The organism is Polaribacter sp. (genome assembly GCF_024639685.1).
Taxonomy (GTDB): domain Bacteria; phylum Bacteroidota; class Bacteroidia; order Flavobacteriales; family Flavobacteriaceae; genus Polaribacter.
This window is the reverse complement of the sequence record NZ_JAHEHX010000021.1, coordinates 242,002-259,105: the sequence shown is the minus strand read 5'-3', so window position 1 is coordinate 259,105 and position 17,104 is coordinate 242,002. Positions and strand designations below refer to the sequence as shown.

Below are 17,104 nucleotides of genomic sequence, written 5' to 3'. Positions count from 1 at the left end.
ATGAAGATTGATATTAATTGTGATGTTGGAGAAGGAGTATTAAATGAACATTTAATAATGTCATATATTTCATCTTGTAATATAGCTTGTGGAGGACACTTTGGTGATCAACATTCAATTGATAAAACTATAAAATTAGCTATAGAAAATAATGTTAAGATTGGTGCACATCCATCTTTTCCTGATAAAGTGAATTTCGGTAGAAAATTGATAAAAATTTCAAGTGAAGAATTAAAAATTAGTATTCAAAATCAGCTTGATTTTTTTTTAACTCGATTGTCTTATTTTGGAGCAGAATTTCATCATATAAAACCTCATGGAGCATTGTACAATGCAGTAGCTATTGATGAAAAATTAGCAAATATTTTTATTGAAATCATTAAAGATTATCTAAAATATTCATATTTGTATGTTCCTTATCAATCTGTAATAGAGAGAGTTGCTATAGCAAATAACATAAAAATAAAATATGAAGTTTTTGCTGACAGAAACTATACTGATAATTTAACCTTGCTTTCTAGAAAAGAAAAAAACGCATTATTGGTTAATGAAAAAAAAGTTTTTAAACATGTTTTTAATATGGTTAAAAGAAATAAGGTGAAAACTGTTTCTGGTTTAGAAAAAGAAATAAAAGTAGATACGTTTTGTGTGCATAGTGATACTGAAAATGCACTAGAAATTTTAAAATTTTTATATCAAAATTTAAAAAAAGAAGAATATACAATTGGCTGAAAATCTAACATATAAGCGATTTGGGGAAAAGGCAATTTTGATAGAATGGAAGTCAGTAATTGATGATTTCATTTTGAATGATATTTTGATTTATAAAGAAAAACTTCTAGTAAATAAAAATGTTGATTTTATAGATTTAATTCAAGGGTATAATTCTTTAACGGTCATTTTTAGAAGTTATATTAATGACTTTAAAAAACAAGTATCTATTCTAAAAACAGAATATAAATCAACACAAAATATAAAAGAACAAAAATATTATCAATGGGAAATTCCTGTTTGTTATGATTTAGAATTTGGAATAGATCTTAAAGAAATATCACAAAAATCAAATTTAGATATTCAAGAAATTATAAACCTACATTCAGAGGTAGTTTACAAAATTTACTTTATAGGTTTTTTACCAGGTTTTCTTTATCTAGGAGGTTTAAATGAACGACTCTATTTTGATAGAAAACCCAATCCAAGATTGAATGTTGTTAAGGGGGCAGTTGGAATAGGAGGTATGCAAACTGGTGTCTACCCTAATGTATCTGCTGGTGGTTGGAATATTATTGGGAAAACACCAATACACTTTTTTGATTTGGAAAAAGAGGTAACTTGTTTTGCAAAAGCAGGTGATTTTATAAAATTCAAATCTATTTCTTTAGAAGAATTTTATCATATTGAAAATGAAATTTTAAAAAATAAGTATCAACTAATAAAAATTTCCACTGATGCTTAAAGTTTTAAAAGCAGGTTTTTTTACATCTATACAGGATAAAGGAAGAGTTGGTTTTGCATCAATTGGAGTACCTGTTTCTGGAGTTATGGATTTTTTTTCATCTGATTTAACAAATCATATTTTAAATAATTCTCTAGATGCTGCTGTTATTGAAATAACACTAGGAGCTTGTAAATTTTTATTTTTAGAAAATACTGAGATTGCAATTTCTGGTGGAAATTTTTCACCTACTATTAACGATAAACCTATTTCAATAAATCAAAGAATTATAGTCGAAAAACATGACGTTTTATCCTTTGGAAAAGTGAAGTATGGTGTCCGTTGTTACATTGCTGTAAAAGGAGGTTTTTTATCAGAAATAAAATTAGGTAGTAGAAGTTTTTATCGAAATGTCACAAAAAATTTTCTTCTCAAAAAAAACGATATTATAAATTATAATACATTTGATCAAGATTTAAGAGATTCAAATTCATTAATAAAAATAAGTAAAAATCATTTTGAATCAGAAATAATAGAATGTTTTAAAGGACCTGAATTTGATTTATTAAATAAAGAACAACAAAATATATTATTTGAGAAATCTTTTTCATTATCTATAGATAATAATAGAATGGGTTTTAAACTGAATGAAATAGTAGAAAATAATTTTGAACAAATTCTAACATCAGCTGTTATTCCAGGTACTGTTCAGATAACGCCTTCAGGTAAATTAATTGTATTAATGAGAGATTGTCAAGTTACTGGAGGATATCCAAGAATAATACAATTAACAGAAAATTCAATAAATATATTAGCTCAAAAGACAACTAATAACAAATTTAAGTTTAAATTAATTCCATAAAAAAAGCATCCAATTTTGGATGCTTTTTTAAATAATTTAAATTGAATTTACTCTTGTTTCTCAACAATAACTTCAATTTTTTTTGTTACTTCTTTTTTATTTTTAGAAACATTTACAGAAGCTATTTCTCCAGCTTCTTTTGCTTTTTTTTCTATTTCTTCAACAGTTCCCTCAATTTTTTGAATATCTTCAGTAACAACTCCATCAATAGTTTTTGTTGTTGTAATTGTAGCCATTGCTAAATCTCCAGTAGTTTGTTTGATCTCTACTTTTACTTCTTTCTTAGTATTGTAATCAGATACATCTGCACTATTCATTGCAATACTTGGTGCAATTACTAAAGCAACAACAGACATTAGTTTTAAAAGAATATTTAAAGAAGGTCCAGAAGTGTCTTTAAAAGGATCACCAACTGTGTCTCCTACAACTGCTGCTTTATGAGCATCAGTTCCTTTTTTTCCTTGTTCTTCAATAGTCTTCTTAGCATTATCCCAAGCACCACCTGCATTTGATTGAAAGATTGCCATTAAAACACCACATGTTGTTACACCAGCTAATAAACCTCCTAGCATTTCTGAACCACCAATAAAACCAACAGCAACAGGAACAGCAATAGCTAATAAACCTGGTAAAACCATTTCTTTAATTGATGCCTTTGTAGAGATATCAACACATTTGTCATATTCAGCAACACCATCAGCAGCATCAAAAATTGCTCTTTGCTCTTTAGTTGCTTTTGTCATATCAGAATCTACTGCTCTCATAACTTCTAAAGCAGCTTTTAATTGAGGAATATCTCTAAACTGACGACGTACTTCTTCAATCATAGCCATTGCAGCTCTACCTACAGCATTCATAGATAATGCAGAAAAAACGAATGGCAACATTCCACCAACTAATAATCCTGCCATAATTTTAGGCTGAGAAACATCAATAGCTGTAACATTAGCAGTTTTCATAAAAGCAGCAAATAAAGCCAATGCTGTTAAAGCAGCAGATGCAATTGCAAAACCTTTACCAACAGCAGCAGTTGTGTTACCAACAGCATCTAATTTATCAGTACGTTCTCTAACTTCACTTGGTAATTCTGCCATTTCAGCAATACCACCAGCATTATCACATATGGGACCATAAGCATCTACAGCTAATTGAATACCAGTGTTTGCTAACATACCAACAGCAGCAATTGCAATACCATATAACCCAGCATAATGATGTGAAACAATAATTGCAGCAGCTATTAAAATAATTGGTATAGCAGTGGACATCATTCCAACACCTAAACCAGCAATAATATTTGTTGCAGATCCAGTTTCAGATTGTTCAACAATTGAATTAACAGGTCCTTTTCCTGTAGCTGTGTAATATTCTGTTATTTTACCTACAGCTAAACCAGCTACTAAACCAGCAATAGTTGCCCAAAATACACCCATAGCACCAAAAGGTAAACCTTCTACAGCTTCAGGAATTAGAGCATTAATTATAAAATAAGATGCAACAACCATTAAACCAGCTGATCCAAATTCACCAATATTTAAAGCAGTTTGAGGATTTCCTCCATCTTTTACTCTTACAAAGAATGACCCTAAAATTGACATCACAATTCCAACAGCAGCTAATACTAATGGTAAGTAAACAGCACCTAATCCATTTAAGTCAGGTGTAATAATAAAAGCACCTAAAACCATAGTACCAATAATTGAACCTACATAAGATTCAAATAAATCTGCTCCCATTCCAGCAACATCACCTACATTATCACCAACGTTATCTGCAATTGTTGCAGGATTTAATGGATGATCTTCAGGAATTCCAGCTTCTACTTTACCAACTAAATCAGCACCAACATCAGCTGCCTTTGTGTAAATACCACCACCAACTCTTGCAAATAAAGCAATTGAAGAAGCACCTAATGAGAAACCAGAAAGAACGTTTAATACTAGTGTTAAGTTTTCAGCACCTGGCCATATATTTTGATAAATCATGAATAAACCACTCAATCCTAATACACCAAGACCAACAACACCAAGTCCCATTACAGCTCCACCTGCAAAGGCAACCTCTAATGCTCTTCCTAAAGATGTTCTTGCAGCTTGTGTAGTTCTTACATTGGCTTTTGTTGCTACTTTCATTCCAATAAATCCTGCTAAAGCAGAACAAATTGCCCCTATAATAAAAGATATTGCCACAACTCCACTAGACCCTACTTCTGCACTTCCTTTAAAGTATAATAGGATAGCTACTGCTACCACAAAAATTGCAAGTACTTTGTACTCAGCTTTTAGAAAAGACATTGCTCCATCAGCAATATTTTTTGCAATTCTTTTCATTCTGTCTTCACCTTCATCTTGCTTAGAAACCCAAGCACTTTTAATAAAAACGAAAGCAAGGGCTAAAAGACCAAAAGCCCATAAATAGTTTACTAATAATTCCATATTTGTTAGTTAATTTAAATTATTGAATTTTAAAACGAGGCCAAAAGTAATAAAATTAAATTGATAAAAAAAGACTATAGAAATTAAAGATTATTTATTTATTTAACTCTTAAATTATTATATTTTCACTTTTATAAATTAATGAAGATTTGATTGTATTTCTTTTATGTTTTTGTATTATATAATGAAGCTAAAAAATAATTTTATGCACAAAAAAACATCTTAATAAATTAAGATGTTTTGTGTATTCTTTTTTGACTAATTAAATAGTAAAAGTTCTTTTTTTCTTGTGTTCACTATTGTCATATCGTGCTACACATTCGTTATAAATTTTTATAGCTGCTTCTGCATTTCCCCATCCTCCAGTGTCAACTTTTTTCTTTTCTAAGTCTTTATAAACTTGAAAAAAGTGTTCAATTTCTTTTAGTCTATGTGGGTTTAAATCTGTAATATCTGATTTTTTACTCCAAATTGGATCAGAAACAGGTACACAAATAACTTTTTCATCTGGCCCTTTTTCATCAGTCATATAGAATACTCCAATTGGTCTTACTTCCATAACTACCATTGGATAAGTAGGTTGGTGACCTAATACTAAAACATCTAATGGATCTGAATCTAATGCTAGAGTTTCTGGTATAAACCCATAATCTCCAGGGTACATCATAGAAGAGAATAACATTCTATCAAAACGTATTTTATGGAGAGTAAAGTCATATTCGTATTTGTTTCTACTCCCTTTAGGTATTTCTATAAGTACGTCAAATGTTACTTGTTTTTTTTGTTCTTTGCTCATTATTTTTTTACTGAATTATTTTGCAGCAAAAATAGTGAAAGCTTAATCTTCAGAGAAATTTAAAGAGTAAATTTACGCAATGAATTTCGCATAAATTGAATATTATGATATCAATAAAAAATCCTTTTTTCAATTGAGAAAAAAGGATTTTTTATAATTTTTAAAGTGAAAATCTTTATAAATATAAAACTTCTTTTACAGCTTTCACAACATCATTATGATTTGGAATCCATTTCTCAAGTAATACTGGAGAATAAGGAGCTGGAGTATCTGCAGTTGTTATTCTTTTGATAGGGGCATCTAAATAATCAAATGCTTTGTCTTGTATTCTATATGTGATTTCTGAAGCAACACTTGCGAACGGCCATGCTTCTTCTAGAATTACCAAACGATTTGTTTTCTTTACAGAAGTTAAAATAGCATCATGGTCCATTGGTCTTACCGTTCTTAAATCGATAATTTCTACAGAAATATTTTCTTTGGCTAATTCTTCAGCAGCTTTGTATGCTTCTTTGATAATTTTACCAAAAGAAACTATAGTTACATCAGTTCCTTCTCTTTTAATATCTGCAACTCCAATAGGTATAATGTACTCTCCTTCAGGAATTTCCATTTTATCACCATACATTTGTTCAGATTCCATAAAAATTACTGGATCATCATCTCTAATTGCAGCTTTTAATAAACCTTTTGCGTCATAAGGATTTGAAGGCACAATAACTTTTAAACCAGGTGTGTTTGCAAACCAGTTTTCAAAAGCCTGAGAGTGAGTTGCACCTAGTTGACCAGCAGAAGCTGTAGGTCCCCTAAAAACAATAGGACAGTTGAACTGACCTCCAGACATTTGTCTAATTTTTGCAGCATTGTTTATAATTTGATCAATTCCAACTAAAGAGAAATTAAATGTCATATATTCTACAATTGGTCTGTTACCATTCATAGCAGAACCGATTGCTATTCCTGCAAAACCAAGTTCAGCAATAGGAGTATCAATAACTCTTTTTTCACCGAACTCATCTAGCATTCCTTTACTAGCCTTATAAGCACCATTATATTCAGCAACTTCTTCACCCATTAAATAAATGCTTTCATCTCTGCGCATTTCTTCGCTCATTGCTTCGCAAATAGCTTCTCTAAATTGAACTGTTTTCATTTGTTATTATCGTATATTAAAAATAAAAAACAAAAGTAGTGAATTTTGATCTAAACAAATCATAACTTTTATTGATATCTTTAGAATTATAACAACGCAACAAATTGAATTTATTAACATCATCCTTCATAAATTATGGAATAATTTTTTGAAAAAATTAGTATCTTTAAATTGTTTATATAATAGATTATATTAACAAAATATTAAAAAGTTTATTAAACTTAATTTTATCAATTTAAATTATATATTTTTTGTTGTGTATGCACTCTTTAACCTAACTTTAGGTTACTGTCAGAAGAACACAGTAAATTGTAATATAAAGCCTGGTGATATTGAAAAACTTAATAAGCTTTAGTTGATGCGAAACTCCATTATTATACAAATCAAGGTAAAACAAAGTTAGATTTAAAAAAAGCAGAAGAACTTTGTTTCAAAGATTATTTCTATGTGTTAGATGGAAAAATGATTTTAATTTCTCCAGGTCAAAAAAGTGATAGAATCGAAATTAGACAAGAGAAAGATTTATATTTAAGTGCTAAGAGTGCTATGCATTTTATTGCCTCCTTTGAAGATGTACCAGATGCTAGCCCTAATAAAGGAGTTACCATTGGTCAAATACATAATGATGCAAAAGGAGTAAAAAGGCCTTTATTGAGAGTGGAAATTGCAGGAGGAAATGATATAAGAGTTGTAGTTACAGAAAGTTATTTAAAAAACGAAGGAGATGTAGAAAACGATTTTTTTACCTCATTTGATGAAAAAGATAGGATAGAATGTATTATTAAAATTCTTGGCGATGGAGATGAGTTAGCCGTAGAAATTAAAAACCTGACTAAAAATGAAGCAAGAGTTATTTCGTATAATCTTAGTGATTTATGGAAAACAATGGATGGTAATTTTTTCTTTAAAGCAGGGGCTTATACTCAAGTAGCAGGGCCAAAAACAAAAGTGTCTTATGAGAAATTTAAGTTCATTTATAAATAATCCAGCTGTTTTTTAGAATTATTTAAAATAAAACTCAGAAACTTATCATATCAATTTTTTAACAAAAAATTTATTATGCATGCATAGTATTTTTTAAAAAAAATCATTAATTTTGTTATCGATTAATAAACGAAAAATAGAATTTTATGAAAATATTGGTTTGTATAAGTCACGTTCCAGATACTACTTCTAAGATTAATTTTACAGAAGGAGATACAAAATTCGATACTAATGGAGTACAATTTGTAATCAATCCTTATGATGAGTTCAGTTTAACAAGAGCAATGTGGTTTAAAGAAAAGCATGGTGCAAGTGTAACTGTTGTTAATGTTGGTAATGCAACTACAGAACCAACATTACGTAAAGCCTTAGCAATTGGTGCAGATGATGCTATTCGTGTAAATGTAGATGCTGCAGATGGTTTGTCTGTTGCAAAACAGTTAGCAGAGGTTGTTAAAAGCGGTGGGTATGATTTAGTTTTAGCAGGTAGAGAATCAATTGACTATAATGGTGGTATGGTTCCTGGAATGTTAGCTGCATTAGTAGATTTCAATTTTGTAAATGGTTGTGTGGGTATAGAAGTAGATGGTACTTTAGTAACAGCAGTTAGAGAAATTGATGGAGGAAATGAAACTTTAAGTACCTCATTACCATTAGTAATTGGTGGTCAAAAAGGAATTGTAGAAGAGAAAGATTTGCGTATACCTAATATGCGTGGAATTATGATGGCTCGTAAAAAACCTTTAAATGTTTTAGAACCTATTTTAGCAGAGGATGCAACATCTATTGAATCTTTTGAAAAACCAGCGCCAAAGGGTGCAGTTAAATTGATTGATGCAGATAATGTAGATGAGTTAATTAACTTGTTGCACAATGAAGCTAAAGTAATTTAAACATAAAATTATCCGAAGTTTTAAAATCGGAACAAATAAAAAATAATCTTGTTGTTTTTTTAGTTTGATAAAAAATCAACATATAAAACTTAAAATATATGTCAGTTTTAGTTTTCGCAGATTCAACAGAAGGAAAATTTAAGAAAAGTGCATTTGAAGTTGTTTCTTATGCCAAAAAAGTTGCTGAGCAATTAGGTAGCAATCTTGTAGCTATAACAATAAACGCTAATAATAATGAAGAGCTGTATACTTATGGTGCAGAAAAAGTACTTTCAGTTACTAATGATTCATTATCAACTTTTAATGCAAAAAAGTATGCCTCTGTTATTGAGCAGGCAGCTTCATCTGTTGGAGCATCAGTGGTTGTTTTAGATTCAAGTATTGATACTTTACATGCAGCACCATTATTAGCAGTAGCTTTAGATGCAGGCTATGCATCAAATGTAGTAGAATTACCAAGTTCAACAGCTCCTTTTAGAGTAAAAAGAAAAGCGTTCTCAAATAAAGGTTTTAGTAATACAGTAATTACTACAGATAATAAAATTATTGGGGTAGCTAAAAATTCTTATGGTGTGCATGAGAATGCAGTTTCAGGATCAACAGAAAATTTTGATGCTGCAGTAGTAGATTCTGGAGTTACTTCAGAAAAACTAGAAAGAGTAACAGGTAAAGTTACTATTGCAGATGCAGAAGTTGTAGTTTCTGCAGGTAGAGGTTTAAAAGGGCCAGAAAATTGGAATATGGTTGAAGATTTAGCTGATGTTTTAGGAGCAGCTACTGCATGTTCTAAGCCAGTTTCTGATTTAGGATGGAGGCCTCATGGAGAACACGTAGGTCAAACAGGTAAGCCTGTTGCATCTAATTTATACATAGCAATAGGTATTTCTGGAGCGATACAGCATTTAGCAGGTATTAATGCATCAAAAGTAAAAGTAGTTATTAACACTGATCCTGAGGCACCTTTCTTTAAAGCTGCAGATTATGGTATTGTTGGTGACGCTTTTGAAGTTGTGCCAACCTTAATAGAAAAATTAAAAGCTTTTAAACAAGCTTCTTAATTTTTTAAAAAAGAAGATTAAAAAAAAACCTACTATTCTTTTAGTAGGTTTTTACTTTTTAAAAAACTCACGAAATAAAAGTTCTCAATCTATTATTTTTATTAAATTGTGCCCTCTTAAAAAAAGTTTATTTGCTTTTTAATTATGTAGATTTGTCTATGAGTTTAACATTATTAACCATCAAAGGGATTTCTTATAGTCAAACACAAACTGGTGCTTATGCTTTGGTTTTGAGCGAGATAGAAGGAACAAGAACTTTACCTATTATTATTGGAGCTTTTGAAGCACAATCTATTGCTATTGCCTTAGAAACAGAAATTAGGCCTCCAAGACCACTAACACACGATTTATTTAAAACATTTTCTGCTACTTTTTCTATTAATATAAAAGAAGTTATTATCCATAAATTAGTTGATGGTGTGTTTTTTTCAAGTTTAGTTTGCGAAAAAGATGGCAAAAAAGAAGTCATAGATACTAGAACTTCAGACGCAATTGCTATTGCAGTTCGATTTGATGCTCCTATTTATACTTATGAAAATATTTTGGATAAAGCAGGTGTTTATCTTAAAGTAGAAGAGGAGTTAGAAATACAAAATAATTTAAATCAAAAAGAGGATATGGTTTCTAAGAATGATTCTTCATCAATAAAAAAAGACTATACTTCGTTATCCTTGAAAGAATTAAATAAACAGTTAGATCTTGCTGTTGCCAATGAAAATTACGAACTGGCAGCAAATATTAGAGACGAAATAAGCAAACGCTCTTAAAACTTATTTATATTATAATTATGAAAAAAATACTTATCGTATTTTTCTGTATCTTTTCTTTGTCTATTTTTTCTCAAGATACAGAGGTTGTGCAAACAGCGAGTAAGATTTTACCGAGCCAAGGTTTTTCTTTTAATAGTTTATGGAGGGGTGTCTTAGGAATGTGCTCTTTAATTATAATTGCATTTTTATTTAGTAGTAATAAAAAAGCTATTGATTGGAAAAAAGTAGGTATAGGTTTATCAATTCAATTATTAATTGCAATTGGTGTGCTAAAAATTGCTTTTATTCAGAAGGTTTTTGAATTTATAGGCGGAATTTTTATCGAAATTTTAGAATATACCAAAGCAGGAAGCGAGTTTCTGTTTTCAGGTATGGTAGGTGATGTAAATACTTTTGGGTATATTTTTGCTTTTCAAGTTTTACCAACGATAATCTTCTTTTCGGCCTTAACATCATTATTATTTTATTTAGGTATTATTCAAAAAGTTGTGAAGCTTCTAGCTATAGCTTTAAGTAAAGTTTTAGGTATTTCAGGAACAGAAAGTTTATCTGTAGCAGGTAATATATTTTTAGGTCAAACAGAAGCTCCATTACTAATTAAGGCTTATTTAGATAAGATGAATAGGTCTGAGATGCTGTTAGTAATGATAGGAGGTATGGCTACAGTTGCTGGTGCTGTGTTAGCAGCTTATATTGGTTTTTTAGGTGGTGGTGATAAAACGTTAGAATTAATTTTTGCAAAGCATTTACTTGCAGCTTCAGTTATGGCAGCACCTGGTGCAATTGTAATTTCAAAAATTTTATATCCGCAAACAGAAGCAGTAAATACAGATGTATCAGTTTCACAAGAAAAAATAGGATCTAATATTTTAGATGCAATTGCAAATGGAACAACAGAGGGGCTAAGACTTGCAGTAAATGTAGGAGCTATGTTGCTTGTATTTGTTGCTGTAATTGCAATGATTAACGGGATTTTAGGTTGGGTAGGAGATATAACAACCTTAAACTCTTGGATGGCAGCAAATACTGAATATAATAGTTTTTCTTTAGAAGCCATTTTAGGTTATTTATTTGCGCCTTTAATGTGGTTAATTGGAGTTGCTGCAGAAGATATGGCTTTAATGGGGCAATTATTAGGTATTAAATTAGCTGCAAGTGAATTTGTTGGGTATATACAACTAGCAGAGCTAAAAGATATTACAAGTGCTACACATTTATCATTTAACAAATCTATTATTATGGCTACCTATATGTTGTGCGGTTTTGCAAACTTTGCCTCTATTGGTATTCAAATTGGTGGTATAGGTTCTTTAGCGCCAAGCCAACGAAAAACTTTGTCTGAATTTGGAGTAAAAGCCTTAATTGGAGGGACAATTGCATCTTTGATGTCTGCTGCAATTGCAGGGATGATTATTGGATAACAACAAGAATAAAATCATAAGTATTAATTAGATTATATATTTTATCTTCAATTCGTTAATAACTTTTATACAATTTTTAAAAAGCTTCAACTTATTTAGTGGAAGCTTTTTTATTTTTACAAAAAGTGAATTTTAATTATGAAACAATACCACGATTTAGTAAAACATGTTTTACAAAACGGAAATGAAAAGGAAGACAGAACTGGAACAGGAACTAAAAGTGTTTTTGGATATCAAATGCGATTTGATTTAAGTGAAGGTTTTCCGATGGTAACTACTAAAAAGTTGCATTTAAAAAGTATTGTTCATGAATTATTATGGTTTATAAAAGGAGATACTAACATAAATTATTTGCAAGAAAATGGAGTTAGAATTTGGAATGAATGGGCAGACGAAAATGGAGATTTAGGACCCGTTTATGGACATCAATGGCGTAATTGGAATAGTGATGAGGTAGACCAGTTAAAAGAAGTTATCGCAACTTTAAAAACCAACCCTAATTCAAGAAGAATGTTGGTTTCTGCTTGGAACCCCTCTGTTTTGCCAGATACAAGTAAAACTTTCTCAGAAAATGTTGCAAACGGAAAAGCTGCATTACCTCCTTGTCATGCATTTTTTCAGTTTTATTTTTCTGACGGTAAATTATCATGTCAATTATACCAAAGAAGTGCTGATATATTTTTAGGAGTACCTTTTAATATAGCTTCTTACGCTTTATTCACTATGATGATGGCTCAGGTTTGTGGTTATGAGGCAGGTGAATTTATTCATACTTTTGGAGATGCTCATATCTATAATAATCATATAGAGCAACTGGAATTGCAATTATCTAGAGATATTAGACCCTTGCCAAAAATGAAGTTAAATTCTGCAATTACAAACATTGAAGATTTTACTTTTGATGATTTTGAATTGTTGGATTATAATCCACATCCTCATATAAAAGGGAAAGTCGCTATTTAAGAAATGGTATAAATTATAAACTAATTTGTCTATGAAGTACATACATTAACTATGCTTACTTCATTTTAATCGATTATATTACATGATTACAATTATAGCAGCATTTGCAAAAAATAATGAACTGGGCAGAGACAACGATTTAATTTGGTATTTGCCTGCAGACCTAAAAAGGTTTAAGCAAGTTACTACAGGGCACCATATCATTATGGGAAGAAACACTTATGATTCTATAGGAAAACCTTTACCAAACAGAACTTCAGTAATTGTAACTAGAAATACTGATTATCAAAAAGAAGGATGTTTAGTCGCAAATAGTTTAGAGCAAGCTCTAGAAATGGCTAAAGAAGATGAGCAAATATTTATTATAGGAGGTGCTCAAATTTATGAATACGCTGTTAAACAACAATTAGCCGATGTTTTAGACATAACTTTTGTTCACGAAAAATTCGAAGCTGATGTTTATTTCCCTAAAATTGATCCTTTAATTTGGAAAAAAGTAACGCAAGAAGATTTTGAACCAGATGAAAAAAATAAATATAGCTATAGCTTTATTAAGTATAAAAAAATAACTAATTAATTCTATTGGTTCTAAATCCACCACCTAAATTCATTCTGTATTTTTTTTGTGCAAATAAAAAATAATTAAATAGTTTATAATTCACATCATACCCATAATTTATAGTTGGTTGAAAATCGATACTGTTTTCATAAATAGAAGGATTGAATCGAAGAGGATTTCTAGCTCTTTCATTCCAAGTTATTACCCAGGTTCTGTTTCTAGATTCAAGATACTTTTGAGAGTAAAACCCTTCAGGTTGTGCAATATTATTTAAAAAGTTTGTAAAGCCAGGTTCTATAATTATAATCTCATAGGCTAAGCTATCGTTTTCAATTACAACAGGTTTTTCTTCTAAAGTTTTAACTTTATTGTTGTAAGGTAATGATTTACAATTGTAATAGCATAAACTGAAAATAGTTAGTAATAAGAGGTGTTTAAAGATTTTCATACATTATAAAGATATTAATTTATATATTGATTTTAAAATAAACTTTTTTAGTGCAAAATATAGCACTTCTTAGCTAAATTAAAATACATGGAACAGCGTTGTTTTTGGGTTACAGATAGCAAATTGTATGAAGATTATCATGATTTTGAATGGGGTGTTCCAGTTTATGATGATGAGACTCTGTTTGAGTTTTTACTTTTAGAAACTTTTCAAGCTGGTTTAAGTTGGATTACTATTCTTAACAAAAGAGAGAATTTTAGGGCCGCTTTTGATGGATTTGACTATTATGAAATTTCAAAATATTCAGAAACTAAGTATAATGAGTTGCTTAAAAATGCTAGTATTATTAGAAATAAACTAAAGATTAGAAGTGCTATTATAAACGCTCAATTATTTATTGAAATTAAAAAAGAGTATGGTTCGTTCTCTAAGTATATATGGAGCTTTGTAAATCACAAACCTATCTTAAATAAGTTTCACAGTAAAAAAGAGGTGCCTGCAACTACAGAATTATCAGATATAATTTCTAAAGATTTAAAGAAAAAAGGTTTTAAATTTGTAGGATCAACAGTTGTGTATGCTTTTATGCAGGCAATAGGTATGGTTAATGATCATACCAGAAATTGTTTTAAATATTCCAATTAATGCAAATATTCCAAATACCTAAACAAGATTTAAAAGAGATTGTAGCAATCTTTAATAGAGAAATTGGTCGATTTATATTTTTTGTTTTTGTATTTTTTTTGATAGTATTTATTTTGCTGAAAATATTTCAGATTCTCAAATTTGGATAAATATTTTGATGCTTGCTGGTTTTTTTAAAATGTATTTTAGATCTATACCAAAAGTAAAAGAATTAATGATTTATGCAGTAATACTAGGTTTTTTAGGTGAATATTTTTTCTCGAGGTTTTTAGGAATGTATACTTACAGACTAGAGAATGTGCCTTTATATGTCCCTATTGGTCATGCAGCTTTATACGGTAGAATATTTATGTTTAGTAAAGAATCAGTGGTAAGAAAACATCATAAAGCTATAGAACAATTGTTTGCAATTGCAATTGGTATTTTTGCAACTATTTACCTGGCCTTTTTTACAGATCTCTTTGGTTTTGTAATGACAATTTGTGTATTTCTGTTGCTTCTAAAAAGGCCTAAAGATAGATTGTTCTTTTACGCTATGTATATTTTAGTGGCTATTTTAGAAATAGGAGGTACTGCATTTAGTTGCTGGAAATGGCCAGAAACTGCATTTGGTTTTTTTGATTTTTTGCCTAGTAACAATCCTCCAAGTGGAATAAGTTTGTTTTATTTTTTGTTAGACATAAGCTGTTTCTTTATTTACACTCAAATAAATAAAAAAGTTTGGAATCGTTTAAAAATATTTCGTAAAAATTAGTTTCCGAAAATTAATCTTATTGCAGTAAAAATAGCGATGATAAGACCTCCATATATTAATACTTTTTTCCCTGCACCTTTATAATAACGATTGTGGTTTCCTGTATCTTTCTTGTAGCTTAGGTAAATTAAAATACCAAAAGCTAACACAAAAAATACCATAAACATAATTCTGCCAGTAGTAAAGTAAGCATTAAAAATCATGAGGTTTATCTTTATAAGTTTTGTAAATAATAAATAATTTAGAGTTTCTTATATAAGAAGAATTTCTATATTGTTAATTGCAAAATTGCAAAATTACAAAATTATATACCAATTCTAATCTTTTAAGGATACAGAACTTTAAAAAAAACTACTAAAATGAAAAATAAAATAGCTGCTGTACACGCATTTCATAGTGCATTTAAATTAAATATTCAAAATTCACCAACTGTAGGTATTTCTGATGATAGAAAACAATTGCGATATGAATTAATGAAAGAAGAAAATGAAGAGTACTTAGAGGCTGCTAAAAATAACGATTTGGTAGAGGTTGCAGATGCTTTAGGAGATATGCTTTATATCTTATGTGGTACAATTATAGAGCATGGAATGCAAAATAAAATTGAAGAGGTTTTTAACGAAATACAAAACTCAAACATGAGTAAATTGGGTGAAGATGGAGAACCAATTTACAGAGAAGATGGTAAAGTGTTAAAAGGACCAAACTATTTTAAACCCAATATCGAAAAAATTTTAAATTCTAATACTTAGTTTTTACTGAATAAAAACCATTTTAAATCATAAAAAAAGCATCACTTAAGTGATGCTTTTTTTATAAATCAAATTATCTTAAACCATAATTCTCCATCCATAAGGATCTTCAGTTTTGTTAGTTTGAATATCTGTAATTAATTTTTTTAGCTGTTGTGCATAAGGATTTTCTAATTCAGGTAAATCAAAATCATTTTCTTGATATCCAAAACCAGCAATTGGTGAAATAACAGCAGCAGTTCCTGCACCGAACATTTCTTTTAAGTTACCATTTTTAGCAGCATCCACAACTTCACCAACAGAAATTTTTCTTACCTCTGTTTGTATACCATTATCTTCTGCAATCTGTAAAATACTTTTACGAGTAATACCATCTAATATTCTATCACTAGTTGGGCTGGTAATTAAAGTGTCATTTATTCTGATAAAAATGTTCATTGCACCAGCTTCTTCTATAAATTGGTGTGTGTTATCATCTGTCCAAATTACTTGGTTGTATCCTTTTTCTATTGCTAATTGAGTTGGATAAAATTGTGCAGCATAGTTACCACCTGCTTTAGCATAACCAACACCACCATTTGCAGCTCTAGCATATTTTTCTTCAATTAATACTTTTACTTTACCAGCAAAATAAGCACCAGAAGGTGCAGTACAAATAACAAACTTGTAAGCATCTGCAGGAGATGCATGAAAACCATTACCAGTTGCAAACATGAATGGTCTAATATATAATGAACTACCTTCGTATGTAGGTATCCAAGCACTATCTATTTCTAAAAGTTTCTTTAAACCATCCATGAAAATATCCTCAGGAATTTGAGGTATAACCAAACGTTCAGCAGATTTATTTAAACGCTTGCAGTTTTCTAAAGGTCTAAAAAGCATCATGTTTCCATCAGCATCTTTGTAGGCTTTCATTCCCTCAAAAATAGATTGTCCATAATGAAAAATCTTGGCTGAAGGATCTAATGAAATTGGGGCAAAAGGCTCAACTTTTGGAGTTTGCCATCTACCATCCACAAAATCACAGGTTAACATATGATCAGAATATACACTTCCAAAAGGTAAGTTGTTAAAATCAACAGCGTCAATCTTTGATTTTTTTACACGTTGAATTTCTATATTTGAAGTCATTTTAAGTTGAATTTTAGACTGCAAATGTACATAATTTATTTA

General features: G+C 29.9%; 19 protein-coding genes. 13 read left to right on the top strand and 6 right to left on the bottom strand.

Annotated features, from left to right (window positions below):
- Genes pxpA through Q0L44_RS10775 form a run of 3 tightly spaced genes read left to right on the top strand, consistent with a single transcriptional unit; the run spans window position 1 to window position 2,297 of the window.
- Window positions 1-732, top strand: coding sequence for a 5-oxoprolinase subunit PxpA (gene pxpA / locus Q0L44_RS10785; protein WP_296638371.1), 732 nt, complete (start codon window positions 1-3; stop codon window positions 730-732).
- Window positions 725-1,456: a 5-oxoprolinase subunit PxpB gene (gene pxpB, locus Q0L44_RS10780; RefSeq protein WP_296638367.1), complete on the top strand. Its 732-nt coding sequence runs from the start codon at window positions 725-727 to the stop codon at window positions 1,454-1,456. The genes pxpA and pxpB overlap by 8 nt, the downstream gene beginning before the upstream one ends.
- Window positions 1,449-2,297 carry a biotin-dependent carboxyltransferase family protein gene (locus Q0L44_RS10775; RefSeq protein ID WP_296638365.1) on the top strand — a complete coding sequence of 283 codons (849 nt, stop codon included), beginning with the start codon at window positions 1,449-1,451 and terminating at the stop codon, window positions 2,295-2,297. The genes pxpB and Q0L44_RS10775 overlap by 8 nt, the downstream gene beginning before the upstream one ends.
- A 47-nt stretch (window positions 2,298-2,344) precedes the next feature.
- Here the strand turns inward: Q0L44_RS10775 and Q0L44_RS10770 are convergent, their stop codons facing one another.
- From Q0L44_RS10770 to Q0L44_RS10760, 3 genes are all read right to left on the bottom strand, one after another.
- On the bottom strand, window positions 2,345-4,732 hold the full coding sequence (locus Q0L44_RS10770) for a sodium-translocating pyrophosphatase (protein ID WP_296638363.1): 2,388 nt from the start codon (window positions 4,730-4,732) through the stop codon (window positions 2,345-2,347).
- Window positions 4,733-4,994: 262 nt separating this feature from the next.
- Window positions 4,995-5,528 carry an inorganic diphosphatase gene (locus Q0L44_RS10765; protein WP_296638361.1) on the bottom strand — a complete coding sequence of 178 codons (534 nt, stop codon included), beginning with the start codon at window positions 5,526-5,528 and terminating at the stop codon, window positions 4,995-4,997.
- A 175-nt stretch (window positions 5,529-5,703) separates the two neighbouring features.
- A complete protein-coding gene (locus Q0L44_RS10760; protein ID WP_296638358.1) occupies window positions 5,704-6,681 on the bottom strand; it encodes a pyruvate dehydrogenase complex E1 component subunit beta in 978 nt (325 codons plus the stop codon).
- Between the two features lie 447 nt (window positions 6,682-7,128).
- Here Q0L44_RS10760 and Q0L44_RS10755 point away from each other — a divergent pair, with 447 nt between their 5' ends.
- From Q0L44_RS10755 to Q0L44_RS10725, 7 genes are all read left to right on the top strand, one after another.
- Window positions 7,129-7,665 (top strand): polysaccharide lyase family 7 protein, encoded by a 537-nt coding sequence (locus Q0L44_RS10755; RefSeq protein WP_296638356.1) that lies wholly within the window; start codon window positions 7,129-7,131, stop codon window positions 7,663-7,665.
- Between the two features lie 146 nt (window positions 7,666-7,811).
- Window positions 7,812-8,558 (top strand): electron transfer flavoprotein subunit beta/FixA family protein, encoded by a 747-nt coding sequence (locus tag Q0L44_RS10750; RefSeq protein ID WP_296638354.1) that lies wholly within the window; start codon window positions 7,812-7,814, stop codon window positions 8,556-8,558.
- 98 nt (window positions 8,559-8,656) lie between these two features.
- A complete protein-coding gene (locus tag Q0L44_RS10745) occupies window positions 8,657-9,616 on the top strand; it encodes an electron transfer flavoprotein subunit alpha/FixB family protein (RefSeq protein ID WP_296638351.1) in 960 nt (319 codons plus the stop codon).
- A 158-nt stretch (window positions 9,617-9,774) separates the two neighbouring features.
- Window positions 9,775-10,383 (top strand): bifunctional nuclease family protein, encoded by a 609-nt coding sequence (locus tag Q0L44_RS10740; RefSeq protein WP_296638563.1) that lies wholly within the window; start codon window positions 9,775-9,777, stop codon window positions 10,381-10,383.
- Window positions 10,384-10,403: 20 nt separating this feature from the next.
- Complete coding sequence (locus tag Q0L44_RS10735; RefSeq protein ID WP_296638348.1) at window positions 10,404-11,807, top strand: nucleoside transporter C-terminal domain-containing protein; 1,404 nt, start codon at window positions 10,404-10,406, stop codon at window positions 11,805-11,807.
- 138 nt (window positions 11,808-11,945) lie between these two features.
- Window positions 11,946-12,770 (top strand): thymidylate synthase, encoded by an 825-nt coding sequence (locus tag Q0L44_RS10730; RefSeq protein ID WP_296638346.1) that lies wholly within the window; start codon window positions 11,946-11,948, stop codon window positions 12,768-12,770.
- Between the two features lie 82 nt (window positions 12,771-12,852).
- The gene (locus tag Q0L44_RS10725; protein ID WP_296638344.1) at window positions 12,853-13,347 is read left to right on the top strand and encodes a dihydrofolate reductase; all 495 of its coding nucleotides are present in this window, start codon (window positions 12,853-12,855) and stop codon (window positions 13,345-13,347) included.
- Here Q0L44_RS10725 and Q0L44_RS10720 read toward each other — a convergent pair.
- Window positions 13,340-13,777 (bottom strand): DUF6146 family protein, encoded by a 438-nt coding sequence (locus tag Q0L44_RS10720; protein WP_296638341.1) that lies wholly within the window; start codon window positions 13,775-13,777, stop codon window positions 13,340-13,342. The two genes, Q0L44_RS10725 and Q0L44_RS10720, sit on opposite strands and share 8 nt — an antisense overlap.
- An 87-nt stretch (window positions 13,778-13,864) precedes the next feature.
- Here Q0L44_RS10720 and Q0L44_RS10715 point away from each other — a divergent pair, with 87 nt between their 5' ends.
- Window positions 13,865-14,422 carry a DNA-3-methyladenine glycosylase I gene (locus tag Q0L44_RS10715; RefSeq protein WP_296638339.1) on the top strand — a complete coding sequence of 186 codons (558 nt, stop codon included), beginning with the start codon at window positions 13,865-13,867 and terminating at the stop codon, window positions 14,420-14,422.
- 178 nt (window positions 14,423-14,600) lie between these two features.
- Window positions 14,601-15,176 (top strand): hypothetical protein, encoded by a 576-nt coding sequence (locus tag Q0L44_RS10710; protein ID WP_296638336.1) that lies wholly within the window; start codon window positions 14,601-14,603, stop codon window positions 15,174-15,176.
- Here the strand turns inward: Q0L44_RS10710 and Q0L44_RS10705 are convergent.
- Window positions 15,173-15,379 (bottom strand): hypothetical protein, encoded by a 207-nt coding sequence (locus Q0L44_RS10705; protein WP_053973240.1) that lies wholly within the window; start codon window positions 15,377-15,379, stop codon window positions 15,173-15,175. The genes Q0L44_RS10710 and Q0L44_RS10705 overlap by 4 nt on opposite strands.
- 156 nt (window positions 15,380-15,535) lie before the next feature.
- On the opposite strand from Q0L44_RS10705, the gene Q0L44_RS10700 reads away from it, so the two are divergent.
- Entirely contained in the window at window positions 15,536-15,928 is a 393-nt protein-coding gene (locus Q0L44_RS10700) for a nucleoside triphosphate pyrophosphohydrolase family protein (protein WP_296638332.1), read from the top strand.
- Window positions 15,929-16,006: 78 nt separating this feature from the next.
- Here Q0L44_RS10700 and Q0L44_RS10695 read toward each other — a convergent pair whose 3' ends face one another.
- A complete protein-coding gene (locus Q0L44_RS10695; protein WP_296638329.1) occupies window positions 16,007-17,062 on the bottom strand; it encodes a branched-chain amino acid aminotransferase in 1,056 nt (351 codons plus the stop codon).
- Between the last annotated feature and the right edge of the window lie 42 nt (window positions 17,063-17,104).